We start from the raw sequence: 24145 nt of genomic DNA, 5'->3' as shown, positions 1-24145 counted from the left end.
ATCTTATAACAAAGTTATAAGAATTAAACATTGCGAAGTCAATTCGCTTATAAAATAACAATTTATTCAGAAGAGCTAAGTTAAGCTTTTCATCTTTTAAGATGAGAGTTTGATCCTGGCTCAGGACGAACGCTGGCGGCGTGCCTAATACATGCAAGTCGAACGAGCTCTCCCAAAATTGATTTTATGCTTGCATAAATGATTTTTTGGATTCGGAGCGAGTGGCGAACTGGTGAGTAACACGTGGGTAACCTGCCCTTAAGTGGGGGATAACATTTGGAAACAAATGCTAATACCGCATATGAATTAAAACCGCATGGTTTTAATTTGAAAGATGGCTCTGCTATCACTTTTGGATGGACCCGCGCCGTATTAGCTAGTTGGTGAGATAAAAGCCCACCAAGGCGATGATACGTAGCCGACCTGAGAGGGTAATCGGCCACATTGGGACTGAGACACGGCCCAGACTCCTACGGGAGGCAGCAGTAGGGAATCTTCCACAATGGACGAAAGTCTGATGGAGCAACGCCGCGTGAGTGATGAAGGGTTTCGGCTCGTAAAACTCTGTTGTTAAAGAAGAACAAGTGTAAGAGTAACTGTTTACGCTTTGACGGTATTTAACCAGAAAGCCACGGCTAACTACGTGCCAGCAGCCGCGGTAATACGTAGGTGGCAAGCGTTGTCCGGATTTATTGGGCGTAAAGCGAGCGCAGGCGGTCTTGTAAGTCTGCTGTGAAAGCCCTCAGCTTAACTGAGGAAGTGCAGTGGAAACTACGAGACTTGAGTACAGAAGAGGAAAGTGGAACTCCATGTGTAGCGGTGAAATGCGTAGATATATGGAAGAACACCAGTGGCGAAGGCGGCTTTCTGGTCTGTTACTGACGCTGAGGCTCGAAAGCATGGGTAGCGAACAGGATTAGATACCCTGGTAGTCCATGCCGTAAACGATGAATGCTAGGTGTTGGAGGGTTTCCGCCCTTCAGTGCCGCAGCTAACGCATTAAGCATTCCGCCTGGGGAGTACGACCGCAAGGTTGAAACTCAAAGGAATTGACGGGGGCCCGCACAAGTGGTGGAGCATGTGGTTTAATTCGATGCTACGCGAAGAACCTTACCAGGTCTTGACATCTTCTGCCAACCTAAGAGATTAGGCGTTCCCTTCGGGGACAGAATGACAGGTGGTGCATGGTTGTCGTCAGCTCGTGTCGTGAGATGTTGGGTTAAGTCCCGCAACGAGCGCAACCCTTATTATTAGTTGCCAGCATTTAGTTGGGCACTCTAGTGAGACTGCCGGTGATAAACCGGAGGAAGGTGGGGATGACGTCAAATCATCATGCCCCTTATGACCTGGGCTACACACGTGCTACAATGGATGGTACAACGAGTCGCGAAACCGCGAGGTCAAGCTAATCTCTTAAAGCCATTCTCAGTTCGGATTGCAGGCTGCAACTCGCCTGCATGAAGTTGGAATCACTAGTAATCGTGGATCAGCATGCCACGGTGAATACGTTCCCGGGCCTTGTACACACCGCCCGTCACACCATGAGAGTTTGTAACACCCAAAGACGATGGGGTAACCTTCGGGAGCCAGTCGTCTAAGGTGGGACAGATGATTAGGGTGAAGTCGTAACAAGGTAGCCGTAGGAGAACCTGCGGCTGGATCACCTCCTTTCTAAGGAAAATTTCGGAAACTTACATTAGAATGTATCAATCTTATTCAGTTTTGAGAGGTTTATCTCTCCAAAAACTTATGTTATTTGCTCTTTGGGCCTATAGCTCAGTTGGTTTAGAGCGCACGCCTGATAAGCGTGAGGTCGATGGTTCGAGTCCATCTAGGCCCATCGACCTGAAAGGGTCTTAGCGATATGGGGAATTAGCTCAGCTGGGAGAGCACCTGCTTTGCAAGCAGGAGGTCAGCGGTTCGATCCCGCTATTCTCCATTGACACGAAAGTGTCATACTTGGTTCTTTGAAAACTAGATATTATTTAATTTCTATATTGAATTTGTATTTAATACAATTTCAACCGAGAACACCGCGTTATTTTGAGTTTTAAAATATAGTTTATTCGTAATACTCAATTAACCAAACATCACGTAGTGATGAATAGGTTAAGTTATGAAGGGCGCATGGTGGATGCCTTGGCACTAGGAGCCGATGAAGGACGGGACTAACACCGATATGCTTCGGGGAGCTGTACGTAAGCTTTGATCCGGAGATTTCCGAATGAGGAAACTCAATAATCTTAATCGATTATTACTAATTAATGAACTGAGTAGTTAATTAGAGGCAGACGTGGGGAACTGAAACATCTCAGTACCCACAGGAAGAGAAAGAAATTTCGATTCCCTAAGTAGCGGCGAGCGAACGGGGAACAGCTCAAACCAAAGAGCTTGCTCTTTGGGGTTGTAGGACTGAACATTTGAGTTACCAAGTTAATTGATAGTCGAATTATCTGGGAAGTTAAGCGATACAGGGTGATAGCCCCGTAGACGAAATCAATTAACCTCAGTTCAGGATCCTGAGTACGGCGACACACGTGAAACGTCGTCGGAAACCGGGAGGACCATCTCCCAAAGCTAAATACTCCCTAGTGACCGATAGTGAACCAGTACCGTGAGGGAAAGGTGAAAAGCACCCCGGAAGGGGAGTGAAATAGTTCCTGAAACCATGTGCCTACAAGCAGTCAGAGCTCGTTAATGAGTGATGGCGTGCCTCTTGTAGAATGAACCGGCGAGTTATGTTAACATGCAAGGTTAAGACGGAAAGATCGGAGCCGTAGCGAAAGCGAGTCTGAATAGGGCGTTACAGTATGTTGAGATAGACCCGAAACCAGGTGATCTACCCATGTTCAGGCTGAAAGTGCGGTAAAACGCACCGGAGGGCCGAACCCGTGTACGTTGAAAAGTGCTGGGATGAAATGTGGGTAGCGGTGAAATTCCAAACGAACTTGGAGATAGCTGGTTCTCTCCGAAATAGCTTTAGGGCTAGCCTCGGACTTAGAATCATGGAGGTAGAGCCACTGTTTGGATGAGGGGCCCGTCATGGGTTACTGAATTCAGATAAACTCCGAATACCATTGATTTATATGTCCGGGAGTCAGACGATGAGTGATAAGATCCACCGTCGAAAGGGGAACAGCCCAGACCACCAATTAAGGTCCCTAAATATATGCTGAGTGGAAAAGGATGTGAAGTTGCATAGACAACTAGGATGTTGGCTCAGAAGCAGCCACCATTTAAAGAGTGCGTAATAGCTCACTAGTCGAGTGATTTTGCGCCGAAAATTTACCGGGGCTAAGCATATTACCGAGATTGTGGACATGACGTAGTCATGTGATAGGAGAGCGTTCTAAGGGCAACGAAGTTGGACCGCAAGGACTGATGGAGCGCTTAGAAGTGAGAATGCCGGTATGAGTAGCGAAAGAATAGTGAGAATCTATTCCACCGATTGACTAAGGTTTCCTGGGGAAGGCTCGTCCTCCCAGGGTAAGTCGGGACCTAAGCCGAGGCCTAGAGGCGTAGGCGATGGATAACAGGTTGAGATTCCTGTACTAGTTAATTATGTTTGAACGATGGAGGGACGCAGAAGGCTAACCCATGCACACTGTTGGATATGTGTGTTCAAGTGATAAGTCAGTTGATGAGTGAAATGCTTATCAGCGTGTTGACAAGTCATGATGAGGATCGAAATAAAGTAGAGAAGTGGGCCATGTCACGCTGCCGAGAAAAGCTTCTAGTGAGTAATTAACTACCCGTACCGCAAACCGACACAGGTAGTCAAGGAGAGTATCCTAAGGTGAGCGAGTGAACTCTCGTTAAGGAACTCGGCAAAATGACCCCGTAACTTCGGGAGAAGGGGTGCTACACGCAAGTGTAGCCGCAGTGAAAAGGCTCAGGCGACTGTTTATCAAAAACACAGGTTTCTGCAAAATCGTAAGATGAAGTATAGGGGCTGACGCCTGCCCGGTGCTGGAAGGTTAAGCGGATGAGTTAGCTTCGGCGAAGCTCAGAAGCGAAGCCCCAGTAAACGGCGGCCGTAACTATAACGGTCCTAAGGTAGCGAAATTCCTTGTCGGGTAAGTTCCGACCCGCACGAAAGGCGTAACGATCTGAGCACTGTCTCAACGAGAGACTCGGTGAAATTGAGATACCTGTGAAGAAGCAGGTTACCCGCGACAGGACGGAAAGACCCCATGGAGCTTTACTGTAATTTGATATTGGGTGTTGACATAGCTTGTACAGGATAGGTAGGAGCCGTGGAAACCGGAACGCTAGTTTCGGTGGAGGCATTGTTGGGATACTACCCTCGCTGTGCTAACACTCTAACCCGCGCCACTGAACGTGGCGGGAGACAGTGTCTGATTGGCAGTTTGACTGGGGCGGTCGCCTCCCAAACAGTAACGGAGGCGCCCAAAGGTTCCCTCAGAATGGTTGGAAATCATTCATCGAGTGTAAAGGCAAAAGGGAGCTTGACTGCGAGACAGACAGGTCGAGCAGGGACGAAAGTCGGGCTTAGTGATCCGGTGGTTCCGCATGGAAGGGCCATCGCTCAACGGATAAAAGCTACCCTGGGGATAACAGGCTTATCTCCCCCAAGAGTTCACATCGACGGGGAGGTTTGGCACCTCGATGTCGGCTCATCGCATCCTGGGGCTGTAGTTGGTCCCAAGGGTTGGGCTGTTCGCCCATTAAAGCGGTACGCGAGCTGGGTTCAGAACGTCGTGAGACAGTTCGGTCCCTATCCGTCGCGGGCGTAGGAAATTTGAGGGAAGCTGTCTCTAGTACGAGAGGACCGAGATGGACATACCGCTGGTGTACCAGTTGTCCTGCCAAGGGCACCGCTGGGTAGCTATGTATGGATGAGATAAACGCTGAAAGCATCTAAGTGTGAAACCGACCCCGAGATGAAATTTCCCATTCCTTTATGGAAGTAAGACCCCTAAGAGATGATTAGGTAGATAGGCTAGAAGTGGAAGTGCAGCAATGTATGGAGCGGACTAGTACTAATTGGTCGAGGACTTAACCAAGTAAGGTAAGTATCGGAGAAGTAAATAATATCTAGTTTTGAGAGAACGAAGTTCTTTCAAATAAAATAGTGTGGTGGCGATAGCTAGAAGGACACACCTGTTCCCATGCCGAACACAGAAGTTAAGCTTCTAAACGCCGAGAGTAGTTGAGGGATCGCCCTCTGCAAGGGTAGGACGTCGCCGCGCTTATTATTCCGAATTAGCTCAGTTGGTAGAGCACCTGACTGTTAATCAGGTTGTCGTCAGTTCGAGTCTGACATTCGGAGTTCTAAAAAAGGTGCTAACTTCGGTTAGCACTTTTATGTTATATAAGTAATTTTGCCGGCTTAGCTCAGTTGGTAGAGCATCGGTATCGTAAACCGGCGGTCACAGGTTCAAGTCCTGCAGCCGGCATAAGAGATTATGCGTAAGACTCCTTTAGTTGGAAAATCCAATTAAGGGAGTTTTTTTGTAGCGAGTGGACAAAATTACATTAAATTGATAAAACGCATAGCTGGGCGTATAATTACCGTTGGCTGTGAAGAATAATGCGTTTGGAGGAATAATTACTTGGATAACGAAGACAATATTATCTCTAAAAAAACTAGAGGTTTAAGTGCATTAAGTTTAACTGAAATGTTAGAACGTTTTAGTTACTATGGAATGCAAGCAATTTTACTATATTACATGTACTATTCAGCAAAAATGGGTGGACTAGGATTGAATCCTACAATGGCTGCTTCAATTTTTGCTATATATGGTTCAATCAGTTATTTATCAGCCGCTTGTGGGGGATATGTAAGTGATCGAATATTAGGAAGCCAAAAGACAGTAATTTTTGGTGCTATTCTAATTATTATTGGACAACTTATTTTATCGATACCATTAAAAATGTTATGGACGCTATTTATATCATTAATGTTCTTAACTATCGGAACCGGGTTATTGAAACCCACAATATCTACGATGGTTGGTAATTTATATGATGATAATTCGAAGAGTAAAGCATATCGTTTTACCGTATTTCTATTCGGAATTAATTTTGGTGCATTATTAGCTCCGATAATTATTGGCTTTTTAGGTTTACATTTTAGTTTCCATCTTGGTTTCTTTGCTGGAGCCATAGCTATGATAATTGGATTAATTATTTTTAAGTATAATTCCAATGAGTATAACCGAAACAATAGTATGTATACCTCAAATCCTATTGAACCTTACGAAGTAAGAAAGATAATAGTATTTCTAGTTTTATTTGCTATTTCTTTAGCATTAACGTTCTTATTAATGTGGGTAATGGACGGATTCAATTTGAATAATATTATTACTTTATTAAGTATTATCACCGTTATTATTCCGTTTGTTTATTTCTTTGTGATCACTACAAGTACCAATACAACTGATAAAGAACGTAAAAATATGCGTACATATATCCTATTATTTATTTGCGCAGCATTTTTCTGGGGGATAGAAGAACAATCTCCTATAGTAATAGCCATGCTAGTTAACTCCAGTACAGATAACTCATTTATGGTAAACAAATGGTTAGGTATCGTTATTTACTTAGTTATAGCTGGAATTATCGGTTATTTAGTTAATAAAAAGATTTTCAATGAAATTATTCGCGTGATTGTATATTTATTATTAATAGTAGGATTCTTATACACATTATTGCATCACGGAGCATTTGAATTATCTATCAATAAATCATGGTATCAATCCATTAATCCATTATTCATCCTATTGTTTACACCCTTATTTGCTAAAATTTGGCGCAATAAGGAAATGTCAGCTACTTCTTCATTTCCTCTAGGTATGCTTTTTGCAAGTCTATCATGCTTGGTAATTTTGCTTCCTATAGTATTCTTTTCCGCTGGACAATTTAGTCCATTATGGATTGTTTTAACTATTGGAATTGTATGTATAGGGGAAATGTTTATTTCACCTATAGGATTATCAGTTACCTATAGATTTGCACCAAGAAAATTTGTATCACAAATGATGGGAGTTTGGTATTTGTCTGATTCAATAGGACAAGCTATTAACTCACAAATAGTAAAATACTTCTCAGTAAATAATGTTAACTACTTCTTAACTATTGGCCTTATCGGGGTAGTGCTATCTGTCATTATGTTTGTGATCTTAAAAACTGTAGAAATTGAAAAATAATTTAAAAAAATTTAGAAAAAGTGTTGACGAGATAAGCAAATTTCGATATTATATTAATTGTTGATTGGTTGAGAGATATCAATCAGCTATCACGAAAAGATTTGTGATAAAAAAAGTTTTTGACATATGATTATGATTTTGTTATCATATTTATTGTTGATTACATTTTATATCTTTTCGGAGGGGTAGCGAAGTCTGGCTAAACGCGGCGGACTGTAAATCCGCTCCTTCGGGTTCGGTGGTTCGAATCCACTCCCCTCCATATTATTGGGCTATAGCCAAGTGGTAAGGCAACGGGTTTTGATCCCGTGATGCGCTGGTTCGAACCCAGCTAGCCCAATACTTCAAATGACTAACTTAAATGTTAGTCATTTTTTTTATGTTATAATTAAGCTAATATTTTTAGAAGAGGTGGGCGCAATGAAAATAGGATTTATTGGTGTTGGTGCCATGGCAAAAGCTATGATACAAGGAATTATTAATGCTGGTCATATAGATGCTAACGATATTTTCGTACATGCACCACATTTAAATAAATACGAAGAATTCGCTGATAAATATGGAATTAGTAAATGTGATTCTAATTTAGAAGTAGTAAAAAATAGTGATGTTGTAGTTTTAGCAGTTGGTGCTAATAACACAATAGAGGCATTAAAAGAAGTACGTGATTCTTTCACCAATGGCAAAATATTGGTATCTATAGTTTGGCAAGTTACTTTGAATCGTTTACAAGAATTAACTAACTATGATTTACCTATCATGCGAATGATACCTAATGTTAATGTCGCACAAAATGAAGGTATGATGGTATACCACAATAATGAAAATGTTGACGAAAGTATAGAAAAACAATTAAATGATACTTTTAATCCATTAGGAAAAATGATGTTGATTCCAGAAGACAAGTTCGATGTTTCTGGATCATTAATAGGGTGTACACCAGCTTATGCATACTTATTTGCGGACATATTAAGTCGTTCTGCAGTTAACTATGGGTTAGATAAAAAGCAAGCCACCGAAATGGCTGCACAAGCTATTTTGGGCTCCATGAAAATGGTAGAAACTTCTAGCAAGAGTCCTAGTGATTTAATTGATGATGTTTGCTCACCCAATGGTGGAACTATTAAAGGACTTATGGAACTTAAGAAGAACGGATTTGAAAAATCCGTTATCAATTGTTTTGATGCAACACAACGTAAAGAAAAGTAGGAAGGAAACAATTATATATGACATTGCCAGTATATATTCAAATTCATAATGAAATTAAAAAGAAAATTGAAAATGGTCAGTGGAAATTAGGTAGTCGCATTCCTTCTGAAAGACAATTTGCTGCTGAGTTTGGGGTTAGTCGAATGACTTTACGTCAAGCTATTCAAACGCTAGTAGATGAAGGTATTTTAGATCGTAGAGTAGGTTCAGGTACTTATATTTCTAATGAAAAAGTACAAGAAAAAATGTCTGGGGTAACCAGTTTTACCGATATTATGTTGGCACAAGGTAAGAAACCATCTAGCAAGACTATTTCTTATCATGTGTTAGAACCATCACTTAGTGAAATTGAACGTTTGCATATTAAACAATCTGATAAGGTATTAAGAATGGAAAGAATTCGTTATGGGGATGGAGTTCCTATTTGTTTTGAAATTGCTACTATACCTGAAAAAATTGTGGATGGTTTAAGCAAAGATGACGTTACTGATTCTTTCTATGCTTCACTAGAAGAAAAGAAGGGCTTAATGCCTAAAATTTCACAACAAAAAGTATCAGCAACTTTAGCATCCGAAAGAATATCTGAGTATTTAGATATTAAAAAAGGTGACGCTATTTTACTACTACGTCAAATTACTTATTTACAAGACAATAAACCATTTGAATATGTACGTACACAATACGTGGGCGAAAGATTTGAATTTTATTTAGATAGTAAAAAGAGCACATTCGATTAATTCGATGTGCTCTTTATTATTTACTGTTGTTTCGTTTTTGTTTCTTTACTAAATGAATGAATTTAGGTAGTGCTAACATGCGTTTGAAACGGGTAGGTTCTTTAATTAAACGATATAACCATTCAATATGATGGTTAATCCAAAATTGTGGTGCTCTAACTACGTGACCAGATAGAACATCAAAACTACCACCTAAACCAATCCATAATCCATCACTGGTATTTCGATGATTAATAATAAAATTTTCTTGTTTAGGAAAACCTAAAGCTACAAATACCATATCTGGTTTTTTTTCATTGATATCATCCGCAATAGCTTGTTCATCAGTAAAGTACCCATCATGAAAACCAACGGCTTCTAAATGGGGATATTTTTGCGCTATGACTTTTTTAAGATCAGCTATTACTTCTGGTTTAGCACCTAAAAAGTATGCGGATTTATTATTTTTATTTCCCCAGTCTAGTAAATCTACTAAAACATCGTATCCGGTAATTCTTTCGGACATATCATATCCAAGAATATTACCACCCATGATGATTCCGATACCATCAGCAACCAGGTAGTCAGATTGTTGAATTTTCTTTTTATAACTACTATCGTTTAGGGCGTGTACTACTATTTCAGGATTAGCAGTAACTACAAAAGTATTTTCTCGATTATTAATACGTTTTTTTATATTAGTTAAGAAGTCGTTAAAAGTACTATTTAGGAAGTTAAATCCTAAAATATTAACAGTTTTGTTTTTCATGTTGTCCCTTCCAAATAAATTATTATGATTATTTCTTTATTTAATGATAAAATAAAAGACAACAAATTGCGACAAGTATTAGGAGGATTTCATAAAAAAATGTCATATCAATTTGATAATTTAACATTACATACTGATGCATATGAAATCAATATGATGCAGACCTTTTTTCAATCAGGGATGCAAAATCGCCGTGCGGTCTTCGAAGTTTATTTTCGTAAGATGCCTTTTGAAAATGGATTTGCTATTTTTGCCGGATTAGAAAAGATTGTTCACTATATTAACAATCTTAATTTTACTGATGATGATATTGAATTCTTAAGATCACAAAATGAATATACTGAAGACTTTTTAGAATATTTACGTAATTTTAAATTCCGCGGAACTATAAGATCATTTAGAGAAGGTGAATTAGCCTTTAACAATGAACCCCTTATTCAAGTGGAAGGTAACGTATGTGAATGTCAATTGGTAGAAACTGCACTATTAAATATAGTAAATTACCAAACTTTAATTGCTACTAAGGCAGCACGTATTAGAATTGCTGCGGGGGATGATCCATTACTAGAATTTGGTAGTCGTCGTGCCCAAGAAACTTCAGCTGCATTATGGGGTACTAGAGCTGCTTATATTGGTGGCTTTGATGCTACTTCTAACATTTTAGCTGGTAAGAATTTTGGTATTCCAGTTAGTGGAACTCATGCACATTCACTAGTGGAATTATTCCAAGATGATTATTTAGCATTCAAAGCTTATGCAGAAAGTCATTATAACTGTGTATTCTTAGTAGATACCTACGACACTTTACGTAGTGGGGTTCCCAACGCTATTAAAGTAGCTAAGGAAATGGGAGATAAGATTAATTTTGCTGGAGTTAGAATCGATTCCGGTGATATGGCTTATCTATCCAAAAAAGTTCGTGAAATGCTAGATGATGCTGGATTTACCGATGCTAAGATTTATGCTTCTAATGATTTAGATGAAAAAACCATTACTAGTTTGAAAATGCAAGACGCTAAAATTGATGTATGGGGAATTGGTACTAAACTAATTACTGCCTTTGATCAACCTGCATTAGGTGCTGTTTATAAGATGGTTTCAGTAGAAAATGATAAGCATGAAATGGTAGATACCATCAAGCTTTCTAATAATGCCGAAAAGGTTTCTACTCCTGGTAAGAAACAAGTTTGGCGTGTTACTGAAAAGAAGGATGGAAAGTCTGAAGGTGATTTAATCACTATTGATGATGAAAATCCTAACAATGAAGATAAATTATATATGTTCCATCCACAATACACATATATAAATAAGACTTTAAATGATTTTAAAGCAGAACCATTATTACAAACTATTTTTAAAGATGGTAAACAAGTATATGATTTACCTAAATTGGCTGATATTAAGAAATACTCATCTCAAGTATTATCCTCATTATGGCCAGAATATAAACGTGAATTAAATCCACAAGAATATCCAGTTGATCTTTCAGTTAAGTGCTGGAACAACAAGATGCAAATTATTAAGGATGTTCATGAAAAAATTAAAAATAAACAAAAAGGGTGATTAATAATGCGTAAGATGCAAGAAAAAATCATTGATGATCTAAAAGTAAAACCATCAATTGATCCTAAAGAAGAAATTAGAAAAAGCATTGACTTTATGAAGGAATATTTAAAGAAAAATAGTTTCTTAAAAACTTTAGTTTTAGGTATTTCTGGAGGTCAAGATTCTACTTTAACTGGTAAATTAGCACAAATGGCTATTCAAGAAATGCGTGATGAAACTGGTGATAATGATTACCAATTTATCGCGGTAAGATTACCATACGGAAAACAAGCTGATGAAGCTGATGCTATGGATTCTATTGCATTTATGAATGCTGATAAAACAGTTCGTGTAGACATTAAACCTATGGCCGATGCTGCAGTAGCTGCAGTGGAAGAAGACGGTCCAGAAATTTCTGACTTTAATAAAGGAAATATTAAAGCTCGTGAAAGAATGATTGCTCAATACGCTATTGCTGGTCAAACTAAAGGTGCGGTATTAGGTACTGATCATGCTGCTGAAGCCGTTACTGGTTTCTACACTAAATTTGGTGATGGAGCTGCTGATATTACTCCAATTTGGCGTTTAGACAAGCGTCAAGGAAAAGCGCTACTAGAAGAATTACATGCACCTAAGCATTTATATGAAAAAGTTCCTACAGCTGACCTAGAAGATAATCGTCCAGCATTGCCTGATGAAGCTGCATTGGGAGTACGTTACGAAGATATTGATAACTACTTAGAAGGTAAAGAAGTTTCAGAAAAGGCTGCAGAAACTATCGAAAATTGGTATATTAAAACAGAACACAAACGTCATCTACCTATCAACATTTACGATGACTTTTGGAAATAAGAAAGGATTTTTGTATTATGAAAAAGAATAAGATGGCTATTTATGCTCCATTTTTATCAGATTTAATTACTGGTACTAACAAAGTGGGAGAAGAAATGGGTAAAACCTACGAACCACTAGAAGAAGCTATGAAAAATGGCGACTACTCATCAGTAGACTTAAAGAAAACTAAGGAAACTTTCCAAAGTGGAACTGATCGTTACCAAGCATACTTAGAACAACTAAATCAAGTAGATGTTCCAGCTAAAGAATTGGGACGTCATTCATTATTAAAAGATGCATATGCTAATTATGTTAAGGGATGCCAAGACATGGTAGATAGCATTTCTGATAACGACATTGATAAGGATGCTTTTGAAGCTGCTGGTAATTTACAACAAGACAGTATTTCCAGAGTATTTAAGACAGCACAAAAAATTATGATGTCTATGTAATTAAAAAATAGTTGGTAATTATTACCAGCTATTTTTTTGTCCTAAAGGTGAATGATATAATTAAACTAATACGCAAAAAGAGAGATGAAGCTACATGGATACCAACATTATTCATAAGATTACACAAAGTCTAGGTGTTTATAGAGAAAAACAAATTTCTGCCGTAATTTCCATGCTAGAAGATGGCAATACGGTACCTTTTATCGCTCGTTATAGAAAAGAAAGAACGGGTAGCTTAGACGAAGTACAAATTAGAGAAATTGCTGATGAAAATACTCGCATTACTAATTTGCAAGATCGTAAAGAAGAAGTATTGCGTTTAATAGATGAGCAAGGCAAATTAAGTGCATCTCTATCTAAAGAAATAAAAAATGCGGCTACTTTACAAAAAGTAGAAGATTTATATTTACCTTACAAGAAGAAAAAGAAAACTAAGGCAATGGTGGCTAGAGAACAAGGTCTAGAACCATTAGCTAAAATGATTCAAAAAAATGATGATAATTTCGTACATGAAGCTGATAAATACGTAGATGCTGATAAAGATTTATCTAGTTCTACTGATGTTTTAAATGGTGTACATGAAATATTAGCAGAAGATTTCGGTAATGATGCACATTTACGTGAATGGATTAGAGATTACACACAAAAGCACGGTTTAGTTACAAGTAAAGCTAAAAAGAAAGCCTCAGAAATTGATGAAAACGGGGTATATAAAGATTATTATGATTTTTCACAACCTATTGCTAAGATGAAAAATCATCGTGTATTAGCATTAAACCGTGGTGAAAAAGAAAAAGTATTAACGGTAAATATTGATGTTAATACTAATGTAATTGAAAAATTCTTAAATTCCGAATTGAATAAAAACAAAAATGGTAAGTGTTTTACATTTATTCAAGAAGCTTATAGGGATACTTATACTCGTTTTATTAAGCCCGCTATAGACAGAGAAATCAGAAAAGAATTAACTGAACAAGCAGATCAACATGCTATTAAAGTTTTCGGACGTAATTTGTATAACTTGTTGATGCAAGCACCTATTAAAGGTAAGCGAGTAATTGGTTTTGACCCAGCTTACCGTACTGGTTGCAAGTTAGCTGCTATTGACGAAAATGGAAAATTTTTAGACAAGTTAGTAATTTATCCACATAAACCAGCTAATGATCATAAACGTCAACAAGCTAGAAAACAATTTATCGATTTTGTTAAGAAAAATCATGCTGAAATGGTTGCTATCGGAAATGGAACTGCTAGTCGTGAATCAGAACAATTTGTTTCTGACATTATCAAGGAAGATAAATTATCTATATACTATGTAATCGTAAATGAAGCAGGGGCATCTGTTTATTCAGCAAGTCAAAACGCTCGTGATGAATTCCCTGATTTTCATGTAGAAGAACGTTCAGCGGTAAGTATTGGAAGAAGATTACAAGATCCATTAGCTGAATTAATTAAGATAGATCCTAAGTCAGTAGGGGTAGGTCAATATCAACATGATTTACCAGCTAAGGACTTAGATTCACAATTAAATCGAGTAGTAGAAACTGCTGTTAATAAAGTGGGAGTTAATGTAAATACAGCTAGTCCTGAGTTATTAACACATATTTCTGGTATGACTAAATCCACAGCTAAAAATGTGGTAGCATACCGTAATAAAAATGGTGAATATACACAACGTACGCAATTAGCTAAAGTTCCTAGATTAGGAAAGAAGACTTATGAACAAGCTATTGGGTTCTTAAGAGTTATTGATGGTGATAATCCACTGGATAATACTGATATTCACCCAGAAAGTTATTCTATAGCAAAAGAAATTGTGGATAACTTAAACTTAGATATTAATTTAATTGGAAGCAAACCTATGCAAGATGCTTTATCCACATTTGATGTGGACAAGTTTATTAAAGATACGCATTATGGAAAACAAACTGTATTGGATATCATTGATGGGTTAAAACAACCTGGTCGTGATTTCCGTGATAATATGCCTACACCTGCTTTGAAACAAGATGTTTTAAAAATTGAAGATTTAAAACCAGGTATGAAGTTACAAGGTACGGTTAGAAATGTTATTGATTTTGGTGCCTTTGTGGATATAGGAGTTAAGCAAGATGGATTAGTTCATATTTCTCAAATGAGTGATTCATTTGTTTCTGATCCTAGTGATATAGTTGCCGTAGGAGATATTATTAATGTATGGGTATTATCAGTAGATGTTGATCGTATGCGTATTCAATTAACTATGATAAATCCGGAGAAGTGATGATGTTTTAAATGAATAATGAGCAATTACAGAAGTTAGTTGAAGATATTTCTTTAAAATATTTCGCTAGACCCTTTACCCATAGAGCTTATTTTAATTCTCGTTTGAGAACTACAGGTGGTCGATATCATGTAAAAACTCACGATATTGATATTAATCCTAAGATGTTAACTGAACATTCTATGGAAGTGCTAGTAGGGGTAATTAAGCATGAATTATGTCATTATCATCTACATTTGGCTGGATATTCAGGCAAACACAATACTATTGCATTTAAAAAGATGTTAAAATCAGTAGGTGGATCAAGATATGCACCAGCCCCTGTGGATAACCGATATTCATGGGAATATATTTGTTCACAGTGTGGACAAGTGTATAAAAGAAAGCGAAAAATTAATACAAGAAAGTACGTTTGTGGAAAATGTCGTGGAAAACTAAAATTAAGATACGGGGATGATTAGTTTGGATAAAAAAATAATTATTAGAGTTCCTGCTACTTCCACAGGATTGGGAACTGGAGTAGATTCTATTGGAATTGCATTTGGACTTTATTACACAGTTATTGTGGAAGAAGAAATGCAACACTGGCAAGTTAATCATGCACTTGGTAAAGATATTCCACATAATGAAGATAATTTGATTGTAAGAACCATTCTACAAATCGATTCTTCTATTAAGCCACATCAATTAACAGTTATGTCAGATGTTCCTATTGGTAAAGGATTAGGAGCAAGTACTACTGCTGTGGCTGCTGGAATTAAGATTGCTAATGCATTAGGTGATTTAAATATGTCACTAGATGATCAAATTAAGGCTGGTAGTAAGATGGAAGGACATGCAGACGGTATTGCCTCAGCATTGTTAGGAGACATCACAGTATCTTATTTTGATGGTGACATGGCTACTACAGTTAAAGCACCTACACCAGAAGCTATTAATGCATTGATTTACATTAATAAACAAGAACCTGATTTAAACCATAATGTATACAAGCAAAATATAAGTTCAAATCAAGCCATAATGGCAAGTAGTGCTACTAACGTGTTAGTTGCCGCTCTTATGAGTAATGAATGGACTAAAGCCACTGAAATGATGGAAAAGGAAACTTTCTATGTAGATAATATTAATGAAAAGGTTCCAGAATTGTCTATCATTAAGAAGCATGCCCATGAATTGGGAATTTATGGTACTTATGTAAGTAAGACTGGACAAGCAATTATTACTTTTGGTACCACATCAGAATTGAACCAATTGAGGGATGTTTTAAGTACAGCTGACATAAATGGTAATCTTCGCTTAATTAAGATTGATCATGATGGTGCAACTGTACGCGGAGAATAATAAAAAATTAAAAAAACTATTGATTTTTATTGGGGAATCACATACAATAATAAATGTGGTTTTCTTATGCGGCCATGGCGGAATTGGCAGACGCGCAAGATTAAGGATCTTGTCGGGAATTATCTCGGTGGAAGTTCGAATCTTCTTGGCCGCATTGGCATAGAATAATAACCACGCCATATAATGATATGGCGGTAGTGGTGAAGGGGTTAACACATCGGATTGTGGTTCCGACACGCGTGGGTTCGATTCCCACCTACCGCCCTTTTATTGGGCTATAGCCAAGTGGTAAGGCAACGGGTTTTGATCCCGTGATGCGCTGGTTCGAACCCAGCTAGCCCAATCACTTAAAAGCATTCGTTTATTCGGATGCTTTTTTTATTTCGAAAAATGTATAAAAAAACACCCTCCCGATTTTTTCGAGAGGGTGTTTTATTTATTAATTAGTAAGTTGATGTTTGACTGCTTGAAGTACTTGAAGTGTTAGAAGCATTTGTATCAGCTGATCTAGATGTGAAATCTCCAGTTTGATCTTGAGTAGCATCTAGAGATGATAACTTGTTAAGTCCTAAACTAGTTCTAATTGAGTTAGAAATATTTAGTAAAGTATCTTGAGTTGGAACTTCATAATCAATTCCATCTAATACAGCAGTTTCACCTTGTAATGTTTGTGATTTAATATGATGAGTTGCATCTCCGTATCTTTCACGTAGCGCAACCATGTCATCAAATTTCATATCTGTTTTTAGCTTTCCATTAATGGAGCTTAGAATTTGTTTGTATCTTGGTAATGAAGAAATGTTCATACCTTTGATAACTAATTTTTGAAGAACTTGTCTTTGTCTTACTTGACGACCGTAGTCACCAGCAGGATCTTCATGACGCATTCTTGAATATGCAAGGGCTTGTGCACCGTTTAAAGTAACAGTTTTACCTTTTTGAACATTTGCTGCACTGTACTTAAAGGTAAGTGGAGGAGTAACGGTAACACCACCAACGGCATTTACCATTTTTTCTAATCCACCCATGTTAATAATTGCATAAAAGTCGATTGGAACATGTAAAAGATTTTGTACAGTTTGTACAGCTCCTGAAGCACCACCAATAGTATATGCGGCGTTAATCTTTTCATATGGTTGAGAATCACCAGGTACTGTAACTTTAGTATCACGAGGAATACTTGTTAAGTAAATGGTTTCTTTCTTAGGGTTAACAGTAGCAAGAATCATAGTATCGGTTCTACCAGTATCATGTCTTCCCAAAGCACCAGTATCAGTTCCTAACAAAAGAATAGAAACTGGTTTGTTGTTGGCAATAACTTTAGAAACGTTACGTTGTTTCTTAGTTAAACCAGGTTGATATGCCTTATCAGCAGCATTCTTCATATTGGTGTACATGGTATGGGCACCAAATAAACCAATAATTAACAGAACTAAAAAAACAGTAAAAGCTGCCCAAGCGCCTTTATGACTTCTCTTCTTTTTGAAGTGTGCTTGATCGCCTCTAGTTCTGGAAAATTCTTCACGGTTTTGATTGTTATTTTGCATAAAATCAATCATAGCTCCTTCTGTTCTAAAATTTCCCATTATAAAGATTATAATTAAGATAAATAAATATAATTCCTATTATAAACTTATTTTTTATATAAATATGTAATTTTATACAGATTTAATAAAATGTAATCTTTTTGTCACATTTTTAATAAGCATAATGGGTGTGATATAATTTCTTATGTTTGACATAAAATATGAAATTATGCCCAAATTTGTAGTCTATCAATTATTTTATAGTTTGTAAATTTAAAAGGGGAGCGTTATAAGTTGAAAAAAGTATTTCTGTACGTTTTGATATCTACATTTATGTTTAGTTCTATGGAAATCGCCTTAAAGAGTGTGCAAGGTGTATTTAGTCCTATTCAATTAAACTTACTTCGTTTCTTTGTAGGTGGTTTGGTATTATTACCAATTGTATTACGAAAGAAATCACCACAAATGTTAACTAGTAAATGGAAGAGTATAGGTATATTCATGCTAACTGGTTTTCTATGTGTTGTAGTTAGTATGACTTTATACCAAATGGCAATTATGTATGACCAAGCATCAACTGTAGCTGTACTATTCAGTTGTAACCCAGTTTTTGCTTTATTATTTGCTTTTGTTATTTTAAGAGAAAAAATGAGTCGTTTAGGATTCATTTCATTAGTTATTTCTATTATCGGATTACTAATTATTGTAAATCCGGCCAACCTAACTAATCCATTAGGACTTAGTCTTGCTCTTGGTTCTGCACTTACATTTGGTTTATACAGTATTGTATCCAGATGGGGATCACAAAAGACTGGTTTTAAAGGTTTAGCCATGACTTGTTATACATTCATTGCCGGATCTATTGAATTACTTGTATTAGTGGGTATTTCTAATATATCTGCTGTAGCTAAGTTTATGAATTCAGTAGAATGGTTAAAACCATTTGCATATACACCAGCATTACAAAATGTTTCCTTACATTATTTCTGGATTCTATTATTTATTTGTGTGTTTGTTACTGGTGGTGGATTCGCATTCTACTTCTTGGCAATGGATCATGGTGGAGTTTCAATCGCTTCACTAGTATTCTTTATTAAGCCAGGTTTAGCACCAATTTTGGCTATGATTACTATTGGTGATAAAATTGCATTAAATACTTGGTGCGGAATAGTTGTAATTTTGATTGGTTCTGTAATAACATTTATTGGTAGCCGATTAGAACAAAAAAATTCTGAACTAGAGGATTAAAAGAGATGATTGTATGCCATATTTAGTAATTATGAGACACGGACAAAGTGTCGCTAATCAAAAAAATGTATTTACCGGTTGGAGTGATGTTAATTTAACCCAAAAGGGAATTGAACAATCACATGAAGCAGGTAAAAAATTAAATAGTTTAGGGATAACTTTTGATGATGCTCATACTTCGTTTTTGAAACGAGCTATTGAAACATTGCATATCGTTTTAGAAGAAAATCATCAATTATATATTCCTGAACATAAATCTTGGCGCTTGAATGAAAGACATTATGGAGCGCTTCGTGGTAAAAGAAAAGATTTAGTAAAAAAACAATATGGTGAAAAACAATTTTTAAAGTGGCGTCGTAGTTTTAATACAGTGCCACCATTGTTAGATAAAGCTGATAATGATTTAATGTACAGAAAATTAGGTGTGAAAGAACCTAGAGGGGAAAGCCTAGAAATGGCTTATCATCGTTTAATGCCATACTGGGAAGATGAAATAGCACCTAGATTACTAGATAATCATAATGAGTTAGTAGTGGCTCATGGTTCTACTTTGCGTGCCTTAATTAAATATCTAGATCAAATAAGTGATGAAGATATTGATAAAGTAGAGGTTCCTAATGTTGAACCTATCGTATATGAATTTAATGATAAATTAGACATTGTAAAAAAGACGATGCTATAAAAAAAGCGTTGATGAAATTAATCATCAACGCTTTTTTATTATTTAAAATTAGTCTTTGTAAAATGCTAAAGTTCCCATTGGGTCCCATGGATCTAGAACTACAGGATCTTGTGCTTGCATTTCGTTTTCTTCGTCTGACAAGTACTTCTTGTTGATAACTACTTGGTAAGTGAAACGTCTGAACCATGATTCACTCATAACAAAGTATCCTTTAGTACCAACTTTGTTACCCCATGAGTTTTCAACCTTCCACTTAGTAGGTTGACCATCAACAATGTCTACACCAGTAATAACCATGGCGTGATCCATAGCACTTTCGTGGTAATCTAATTGTTCAGCTTTAGAAAGTGATAAATCAACATCGAATAATTCATCTTTAGAGTATAGTCCGTCGTCCATAATACCTTTCTTACGGTCAGAGTTTTGAACTACATCACTACCAAACCAAACGCTTTCACCATTCTTAAGTTGTTTGATAGTTAATTCTTCAAGCTTATCCATAGATAAGTTTAAATGCTTAACTTGTCTGCCACCAACAACGTTTCCTAACATATCGATGGTGTAAGTCTTTTCGTAAGGCTTGTCATCAGTAGGTGAGTTGATAATAGATACATAGTTTTCTAGGTTTAAGTTTACATATTTGCTAAAGAATTTTTGAGGAGTTAAATCCTTGTCTACATGATAGTTATTGTCCTTATCACGGAATTCAAAGTTAAACTTAGATACTGGTTCACCGAATGCGTAAACTAAGATACGGTAAACTTCATTTAACATTTCGTCTTTAACAGATTCTACATCATCGCTACCATCGTTAACTAATTTACGTAATTTAGTAGCATCTTTTCTTAATTTTAAGTTTAATACGGAGTTTAAATCAGTAGTATCGTTACTGTTGGCAGTTTCAACCATAGCTGATTGAGGAACTACACCATATTTTTCAATAACGGCACATAACATATCCCATTGACCACCGTCTTGTTGTGGTGAGTTTAATAACCATGAAACACGACGTGAAGTTAATGGTTGATCAGCAGTTTTAATAATGTTTTCTAAGAACCAGTTGGATTTTTCGAATTTATCCCAGAAGGTAGTGTAAATTTGTGATAATTCAAAATCACCAGCTAAATTAAAGTTCTTTGCTAAATGATGACGCATAGTGTTTAATGCGGCGAAAATCCAGCAACGACCACTGTGCTTTTGGTTAGCTACATCACCAGCATCTACTTCAAGAGAAAATACAGGATTCATATTTTCTTCAGAAGAGAAGTTAGCAGCAGTTTTGTTAATTCCATTATGACTTACCGCACGTTGTAAAGCCTTAGCTTCTTTGCGTTGAGATAAATCATTTTGATATTTTTGAATATTTTCATTACTAATACTTTTTGACATATCCAAGCCTCCTATATTTTCTAATATTATATCACTTGTTTCTCATTTTTAAAATGGAAATAAAAAAAGAATCGTTATAATAAAGGATTTACTACAACGGTTCATTATTAGAAAACGATTAGATTATTTATTTCTTTTTGCGACAAATGTTTCAGAATGGTCTTCATGTCCGACGATTACTTTATCCACAACATCTAAGAAAAGACCATGTTCCACAATACCTGTCATATTATTTAAGATTTTTTCTAATTGATGAGGGTGTTCAATATAACCTAACTTCAAATCAATAATATAATTATCAGCATGAGTTAGAACATGACCGCCCTTAGCATTAGTTCTAAAAGAAGGGTGATATCCCATCTTTTCCAAACGACGATATAAATGAGTACTACCATAAGGAGTTACCTCTAATGGAAGGGGAAAGGATCCTAAATTCTTAGCCATTTTGGTTTCATCTACAATCCATATATTCTCTGCAGAATTGATAGCAACGATTTTTTCTCTTAAATGAGCAACTCCGCCACCTTTGATTCCTTGAAAGTTTTCGTCAATTTGATCGGCTCCATCAATAGTTAAATCGATATGATCGACATCATCAATACTTTTAACATCAATACCTAAGTCACGAGCACGCTTTGCAGAACGATTAGAAGTAGGAACTCCGATAATACGAAGACCTTCTTCGGCAACACGTTTTCCTAGAGCATCTAGTAGATATTTGACAGTTGAACCAGTACCTAGACCAACTGTCATACCATCTTTAATGTATTTAACGGCTTCTTGACCGGCCACTTTTTTCATTAGTTCTCTATCCATAATCTTTTCCCCTTTAAAATATTCGGTAAAACGATGGTTAATCTATTTGGGACGATTAAAATCCACATAAAAGGTTTCGAATTTAGACAAGTTAAAAACTTAATCTATACTTACTTCAATTTTCTATGTTAAGTGGTCGTTTGTCAAATGAAATATTGGTATTTATTTGATGACAGATTTCTTATAAAATACGTAGTATAATGAATATTAATAATAAAACAGGATGTGTATATATGAAACGTGGATTTGAAATTGTAACAAAGTATAAAGATGAAGGCATTAACCTGCCTTACAGATCAACTAAACAGGCAGCAGGATACGATATCGAAAGTGCCCAAGATTTCGTTTTACCATCTATTTGGAAATTAGGATTTTTAAAAGTATTATGGGCAATTAAGCATGAAAAAAATGTAGATGAAGAATCTCAAGAAAAAGCTAAGAAAATTTTAAAACCATTATTGGTACCTACAGGAGTAAAGGCATACATGCAATCTGATGAAATGCTAATGATTGTTAACCGCTCTAGTGGTCCTTTAAAACGTAATATGATTTTACCTAACGGAATTGGTATTGTAGACGCTGATTACTACAATAATGAAAACAACGAAGGTGAATTATTCGTTCAATTATTGAATTTTGGATTATTTGATAGAAAAATCAAAAAAGGTGACCGTATTGCGCAAGGTATTTTTGTGCCTTTCCTAACTACTGACGACGATATTAATAAAGGAGTAACTAGAAAAGGTGGTTTTGGTTCTTCTGGAAAATAGTTTTTTAAAGAAAGGATTTTAATGTGGCTAAGGTAAAAACTCAATTTGTTTGTGAAGAATGTGGATATATTTCTCCTAAGTATTTAGGTCACTGTCCTAACTGTGGAAAGTGGAATACTTTTGAAGAAAAAACCGTACAAAAAGAAGCAACGGGTTTGAAAGCAACTCGTAGAATGGACTTTAATGGTCAACAAACTAAACCTCAACTAATAAAAGACGTTAAATTCGAAAAAGAAACTCGTTTTGCTACTGATTCTGAAGAATTTAATCGTGTATTAGGTGGTGGAGTGGTTCCTGGTTCACTAATTTTAATTGGTGGTGATCCAGGAATTGGTAAATCTACCTTGCTATTACAAATTTCTGGTCAATTAAGTCAGAAAAAACAAAAAGTCTTATATGTATCTGGAGAAGAAAGTGCCAGTCAAATTAAGATAAGAGCTGACCGTTTAGATGTTGACGGTAGCAATATGTATTTATATCCAGAAACTGATATGGATGCTATAAAGAGTGCTATCGATGATTTGAAACCTGATACGGTAGTAATTGATTCTGTGCAAACCATTTCAGAAGCTCAAGTAGACTCAGCAATTGGTTCAGTATCTCAAGTTAGAGCAATTACTGCTGATTTAATGTCTATTGCTAAAACAAATGGAATTACTATTTTCGTGGTAGGCCATGTTACTAAAGGTGGTGCTATTGCAGGACCTAAGACACTTGAACACATGGTAGATACTGTATTGTACTTTGAAGGTGACATGCATCATTCTTACCGTATTTTACGTGCCGTTAAAAATCGTTTTGGTTCCACTGATGAACTAGGGATTTTTGAAATGCAAGAATCTGGACTAAAGGAAGTTGCTAATCCTTCCGAAGTGTTCCTAGAGGAACGTTTACGTAATGCAACTGGTTCGGCCATTGTTGTTGCTATGGAAGGTACGCGTCCAATCTTAGTTGAAATTCAAGCATTAGTAACACCATCAGTATTTGGTAACGCTCAACGAACTGCTACTGGAATTGATAGAAATCGAGTTGCCGTTTTAATGGCGGTACTAGAAAAACGTGCCGGCCTTATGTTGCAAAATCAGGATGCTTTCTTAAAAGCAGCAGGTGGAGTTAAATTAAATGAACCTGCAATTGATTTAGCTGTTGCAATTAGTGTAGCTTCCAGTTATAAAGATAAGGGAACTGATCCTGCAGAATGCTATATTGGTGAAATTGGCTTAACGGGGGAAATTAGAAGAGTTAACCGCATAGAACAACGAGTTCAAGAAGCTCAAAAATTAGGCTTTAAACGAGTATTAGTTCCAAAACATAACTTGTCGGGATGGACTGCTCCTAATGGAATTGAAGTAGTAGGAGTTTCCACCTTAGCGCAAGCTATAAAATTAGCGCTTAAATAATTTGTCTCGTAAG

General features: G+C 36.6%; 17 protein-coding genes, 9 tRNA genes and 3 rRNA genes. 25 read left to right on the top strand and 4 right to left on the bottom strand.

Going from position 1 to position 24145, the window contains the following annotated elements:
• Positions 1-97 precede the first annotated feature (97 nt).
• The 12 genes from D7I45_RS05355 (at position 98) to D7I45_RS05300 (ending at position 9118) form a co-directional block, all read left to right on the top strand.
• A 16S ribosomal RNA gene (locus tag D7I45_RS05355) occupies positions 98-1671 on the top strand.
• Between the two features lie 94 nt (positions 1672-1765).
• Positions 1766-1840: transfer RNA gene (locus tag D7I45_RS05350), tRNA-Ile, on the top strand.
• Positions 1841-1866: 26 nt separating this feature from the next.
• Positions 1867-1939, top strand: a tRNA-Ala gene (locus D7I45_RS05345).
• A 168-nt stretch (positions 1940-2107) separates the two neighbouring features.
• Positions 2108-5027 (top strand): 23S ribosomal RNA (locus D7I45_RS05340).
• Positions 5028-5096: 69 nt separating this feature from the next.
• Positions 5097-5213, top strand: a 5S ribosomal RNA gene (gene rrf / locus D7I45_RS05335).
• The 16S, 23S and 5S rRNA genes sit together here with 4 tRNA genes alongside, the layout of an rRNA operon.
• Positions 5214-5220: 7 nt before the next feature.
• Positions 5221-5293, top strand: a tRNA-Asn gene (locus D7I45_RS05330).
• A gap of 54 nt (positions 5294-5347) precedes the next feature.
• A tRNA-Thr gene (locus tag D7I45_RS05325) sits at positions 5348-5420 on the top strand.
• Positions 5421-5576: 156 nt separating this feature from the next.
• Positions 5577-7172 (top strand): peptide MFS transporter, encoded by a 1596-nt coding sequence (locus D7I45_RS05320; protein WP_120784686.1) that lies wholly within the window; start codon positions 5577-5579, stop codon positions 7170-7172.
• Between the two features lie 179 nt (positions 7173-7351).
• Positions 7352-7434, top strand: a tRNA-Tyr gene (locus D7I45_RS05315).
• 6 nt (positions 7435-7440) lie between these two features.
• Positions 7441-7512 (top strand) — tRNA-Gln (locus D7I45_RS05310).
• Between the two features lie 80 nt (positions 7513-7592).
• A complete protein-coding gene (gene proC / locus D7I45_RS05305) occupies positions 7593-8381 on the top strand; it encodes a pyrroline-5-carboxylate reductase (RefSeq protein ID WP_162924105.1) in 789 nt (262 codons plus the stop codon).
• Positions 8382-8398: 17 nt separating this feature from the next.
• On the top strand, positions 8399-9118 hold the full coding sequence (locus tag D7I45_RS05300; RefSeq protein ID WP_120784684.1) for a GntR family transcriptional regulator: 720 nt from the start codon (positions 8399-8401) through the stop codon (positions 9116-9118).
• 16 nt (positions 9119-9134) lie between these two features.
• On the opposite strand, the gene D7I45_RS05295 is transcribed toward D7I45_RS05300, so the two are convergent.
• Positions 9135-9866 (bottom strand): WecB/TagA/CpsF family glycosyltransferase, encoded by a 732-nt coding sequence (locus D7I45_RS05295; protein ID WP_120784683.1) that lies wholly within the window; start codon positions 9864-9866, stop codon positions 9135-9137.
• 99 nt (positions 9867-9965) lie between these two features.
• On the opposite strand from D7I45_RS05295, the gene D7I45_RS06220 reads away from it, so the two are divergent.
• The 9 genes from D7I45_RS06220 to D7I45_RS05255 all read left to right on the top strand — a co-directional run bounded on the left by D7I45_RS06220 (position 9966) and on the right by D7I45_RS05255 (position 16644).
• Complete coding sequence (locus D7I45_RS06220; protein ID WP_205570339.1) at positions 9966-11429, top strand: nicotinate phosphoribosyltransferase; 1464 nt, start codon at positions 9966-9968, stop codon at positions 11427-11429.
• 6 nt (positions 11430-11435) lie between these two features.
• A complete protein-coding gene (gene nadE, locus D7I45_RS06215; RefSeq protein WP_205570325.1) occupies positions 11436-12263 on the top strand; it encodes an ammonia-dependent NAD(+) synthetase in 828 nt (275 codons plus the stop codon).
• 17 nt (positions 12264-12280) lie between these two features.
• Entirely contained in the window at positions 12281-12697 is a 417-nt protein-coding gene (locus tag D7I45_RS05285) for a hypothetical protein (protein ID WP_120784682.1), read from the top strand.
• Between the two features lie 94 nt (positions 12698-12791).
• Entirely contained in the window at positions 12792-14960 is a 2169-nt protein-coding gene (locus tag D7I45_RS05280; protein WP_120784681.1) for a Tex family protein, read from the top strand.
• Positions 14961-14971: 11 nt separating this feature from the next.
• On the top strand, positions 14972-15421 hold the full coding sequence (locus tag D7I45_RS05275; RefSeq protein WP_120784680.1) for a SprT family protein: 450 nt from the start codon (positions 14972-14974) through the stop codon (positions 15419-15421).
• A gap of 1 nt (position 15422) precedes the next feature.
• Positions 15423-16301: a homoserine kinase gene (locus tag D7I45_RS05270; protein ID WP_242446890.1), complete on the top strand. Its 879-nt coding sequence runs from the start codon at positions 15423-15425 to the stop codon at positions 16299-16301.
• A 68-nt stretch (positions 16302-16369) separates the two neighbouring features.
• A tRNA-Leu gene (locus D7I45_RS05265) sits at positions 16370-16455 on the top strand.
• Between the two features lie 37 nt (positions 16456-16492).
• Positions 16493-16565 (top strand) — tRNA-His (locus tag D7I45_RS05260).
• Positions 16566-16572: 7 nt separating this feature from the next.
• Positions 16573-16644: transfer RNA gene (locus D7I45_RS05255), tRNA-Gln, on the top strand.
• Positions 16645-16744: 100 nt separating this feature from the next.
• On the opposite strand, the gene D7I45_RS05250 is transcribed toward D7I45_RS05255, so the two are convergent.
• Entirely contained in the window at positions 16745-17848 is a 1104-nt protein-coding gene (locus D7I45_RS05250) for an LCP family protein (RefSeq protein ID WP_120784894.1), read from the bottom strand.
• 273 nt (positions 17849-18121) lie between these two features.
• Between D7I45_RS05250 and D7I45_RS05245 the strand changes: the two genes are divergently transcribed.
• The gene (locus D7I45_RS05245; protein WP_120784678.1) at positions 18122-19075 is read left to right on the top strand and encodes a DMT family transporter; all 954 of its coding nucleotides are present in this window, start codon (positions 18122-18124) and stop codon (positions 19073-19075) included.
• 13 nt (positions 19076-19088) lie between these two features.
• Positions 19089-19757, top strand: a complete 669-nt coding sequence (locus tag D7I45_RS05240; protein ID WP_120784677.1) for a 2,3-bisphosphoglycerate-dependent phosphoglycerate mutase — start codon at positions 19089-19091, stop codon at positions 19755-19757.
• A gap of 48 nt (positions 19758-19805) precedes the next feature.
• On the opposite strand, the gene D7I45_RS05235 is transcribed toward D7I45_RS05240, so the two are convergent.
• Together D7I45_RS05235 and rpiA are read right to left on the bottom strand one after the other, a co-directional pair.
• Positions 19806-21146: a C1 family peptidase gene (locus D7I45_RS05235; protein ID WP_120784676.1), complete on the bottom strand. Its 1341-nt coding sequence runs from the start codon at positions 21144-21146 to the stop codon at positions 19806-19808.
• Positions 21147-21269: 123 nt separating this feature from the next.
• The gene (gene rpiA / locus D7I45_RS05230; protein WP_120784675.1) at positions 21270-21962 is read right to left on the bottom strand and encodes a ribose-5-phosphate isomerase RpiA; all 693 of its coding nucleotides are present in this window, start codon (positions 21960-21962) and stop codon (positions 21270-21272) included.
• A 233-nt stretch (positions 21963-22195) separates the two neighbouring features.
• On the opposite strand from rpiA, the gene D7I45_RS05225 reads away from it, so the two are divergent.
• Complete coding sequence (locus D7I45_RS05225; protein ID WP_120784674.1) at positions 22196-22732, top strand: dCTP deaminase/dUTPase family protein; 537 nt, start codon at positions 22196-22198, stop codon at positions 22730-22732.
• Between the two features lie 23 nt (positions 22733-22755).
• The gene (gene radA, locus D7I45_RS05220; protein WP_120784673.1) at positions 22756-24132 is read left to right on the top strand and encodes a DNA repair protein RadA; all 1377 of its coding nucleotides are present in this window, start codon (positions 22756-22758) and stop codon (positions 24130-24132) included.
• The last annotated feature ends 13 nt before the right edge of the window (positions 24133-24145 follow it).

Origin of the sequence: Apilactobacillus bombintestini, from assembly GCF_003627035.1 — a bacterium.
Taxonomy (GTDB): domain Bacteria; phylum Bacillota; class Bacilli; order Lactobacillales; family Lactobacillaceae; genus Apilactobacillus; species Apilactobacillus bombintestini.
This window is presented reverse-complemented; position numbering and strand designations above follow the sequence as displayed.

Bases quoted from the DNA above. Each gene is read 5' to 3' on its own strand.
- proC (WP_162924105.1), top strand. From the start codon at position 7,593: ATGAAAATAGGATTTATTGGTGTTGGTGCCATGGCAAAAGCTATGATA.
- D7I45_RS05300 (WP_120784684.1), top strand. From the start codon at position 8,399: ATGACATTGCCAGTATATATTCAAATTCATAATGAAATTAAAAAGAAA.
- D7I45_RS05295 (WP_120784683.1), bottom strand. From the start codon at position 9,866: ATGAAAAACAAAACTGTTAATATTTTAGGATTTAACTTCCTAAATAGT.
- D7I45_RS06220 (WP_205570339.1), top strand. From the start codon at position 9,966: ATGTCATATCAATTTGATAATTTAACATTACATACTGATGCATATGAA.
- nadE (WP_205570325.1), top strand. From the start codon at position 11,436: ATGCGTAAGATGCAAGAAAAAATCATTGATGATCTAAAAGTAAAACCA.
- D7I45_RS05285 (WP_120784682.1), top strand. From the start codon at position 12,281: ATGAAAAAGAATAAGATGGCTATTTATGCTCCATTTTTATCAGATTTA.
- D7I45_RS05280 (WP_120784681.1), top strand. From the start codon at position 12,792: ATGGATACCAACATTATTCATAAGATTACACAAAGTCTAGGTGTTTAT.
- D7I45_RS05275 (WP_120784680.1), top strand. From the start codon at position 14,972: ATGAATAATGAGCAATTACAGAAGTTAGTTGAAGATATTTCTTTAAAA.
- D7I45_RS05250 (WP_120784894.1), bottom strand. From the start codon at position 17,848: ATGCAAAATAACAATCAAAACCGTGAAGAATTTTCCAGAACTAGAGGC.
- D7I45_RS05240 (WP_120784677.1), top strand. From the start codon at position 19,089: ATGCCATATTTAGTAATTATGAGACACGGACAAAGTGTCGCTAATCAA.
- D7I45_RS05235 (WP_120784676.1), bottom strand. From the start codon at position 21,146: ATGTCAAAAAGTATTAGTAATGAAAATATTCAAAAATATCAAAATGAT.
- rpiA (WP_120784675.1), bottom strand. From the start codon at position 21,962: ATGGATAGAGAACTAATGAAAAAAGTGGCCGGTCAAGAAGCCGTTAAA.
- D7I45_RS05225 (WP_120784674.1), top strand. From the start codon at position 22,196: ATGAAACGTGGATTTGAAATTGTAACAAAGTATAAAGATGAAGGCATT.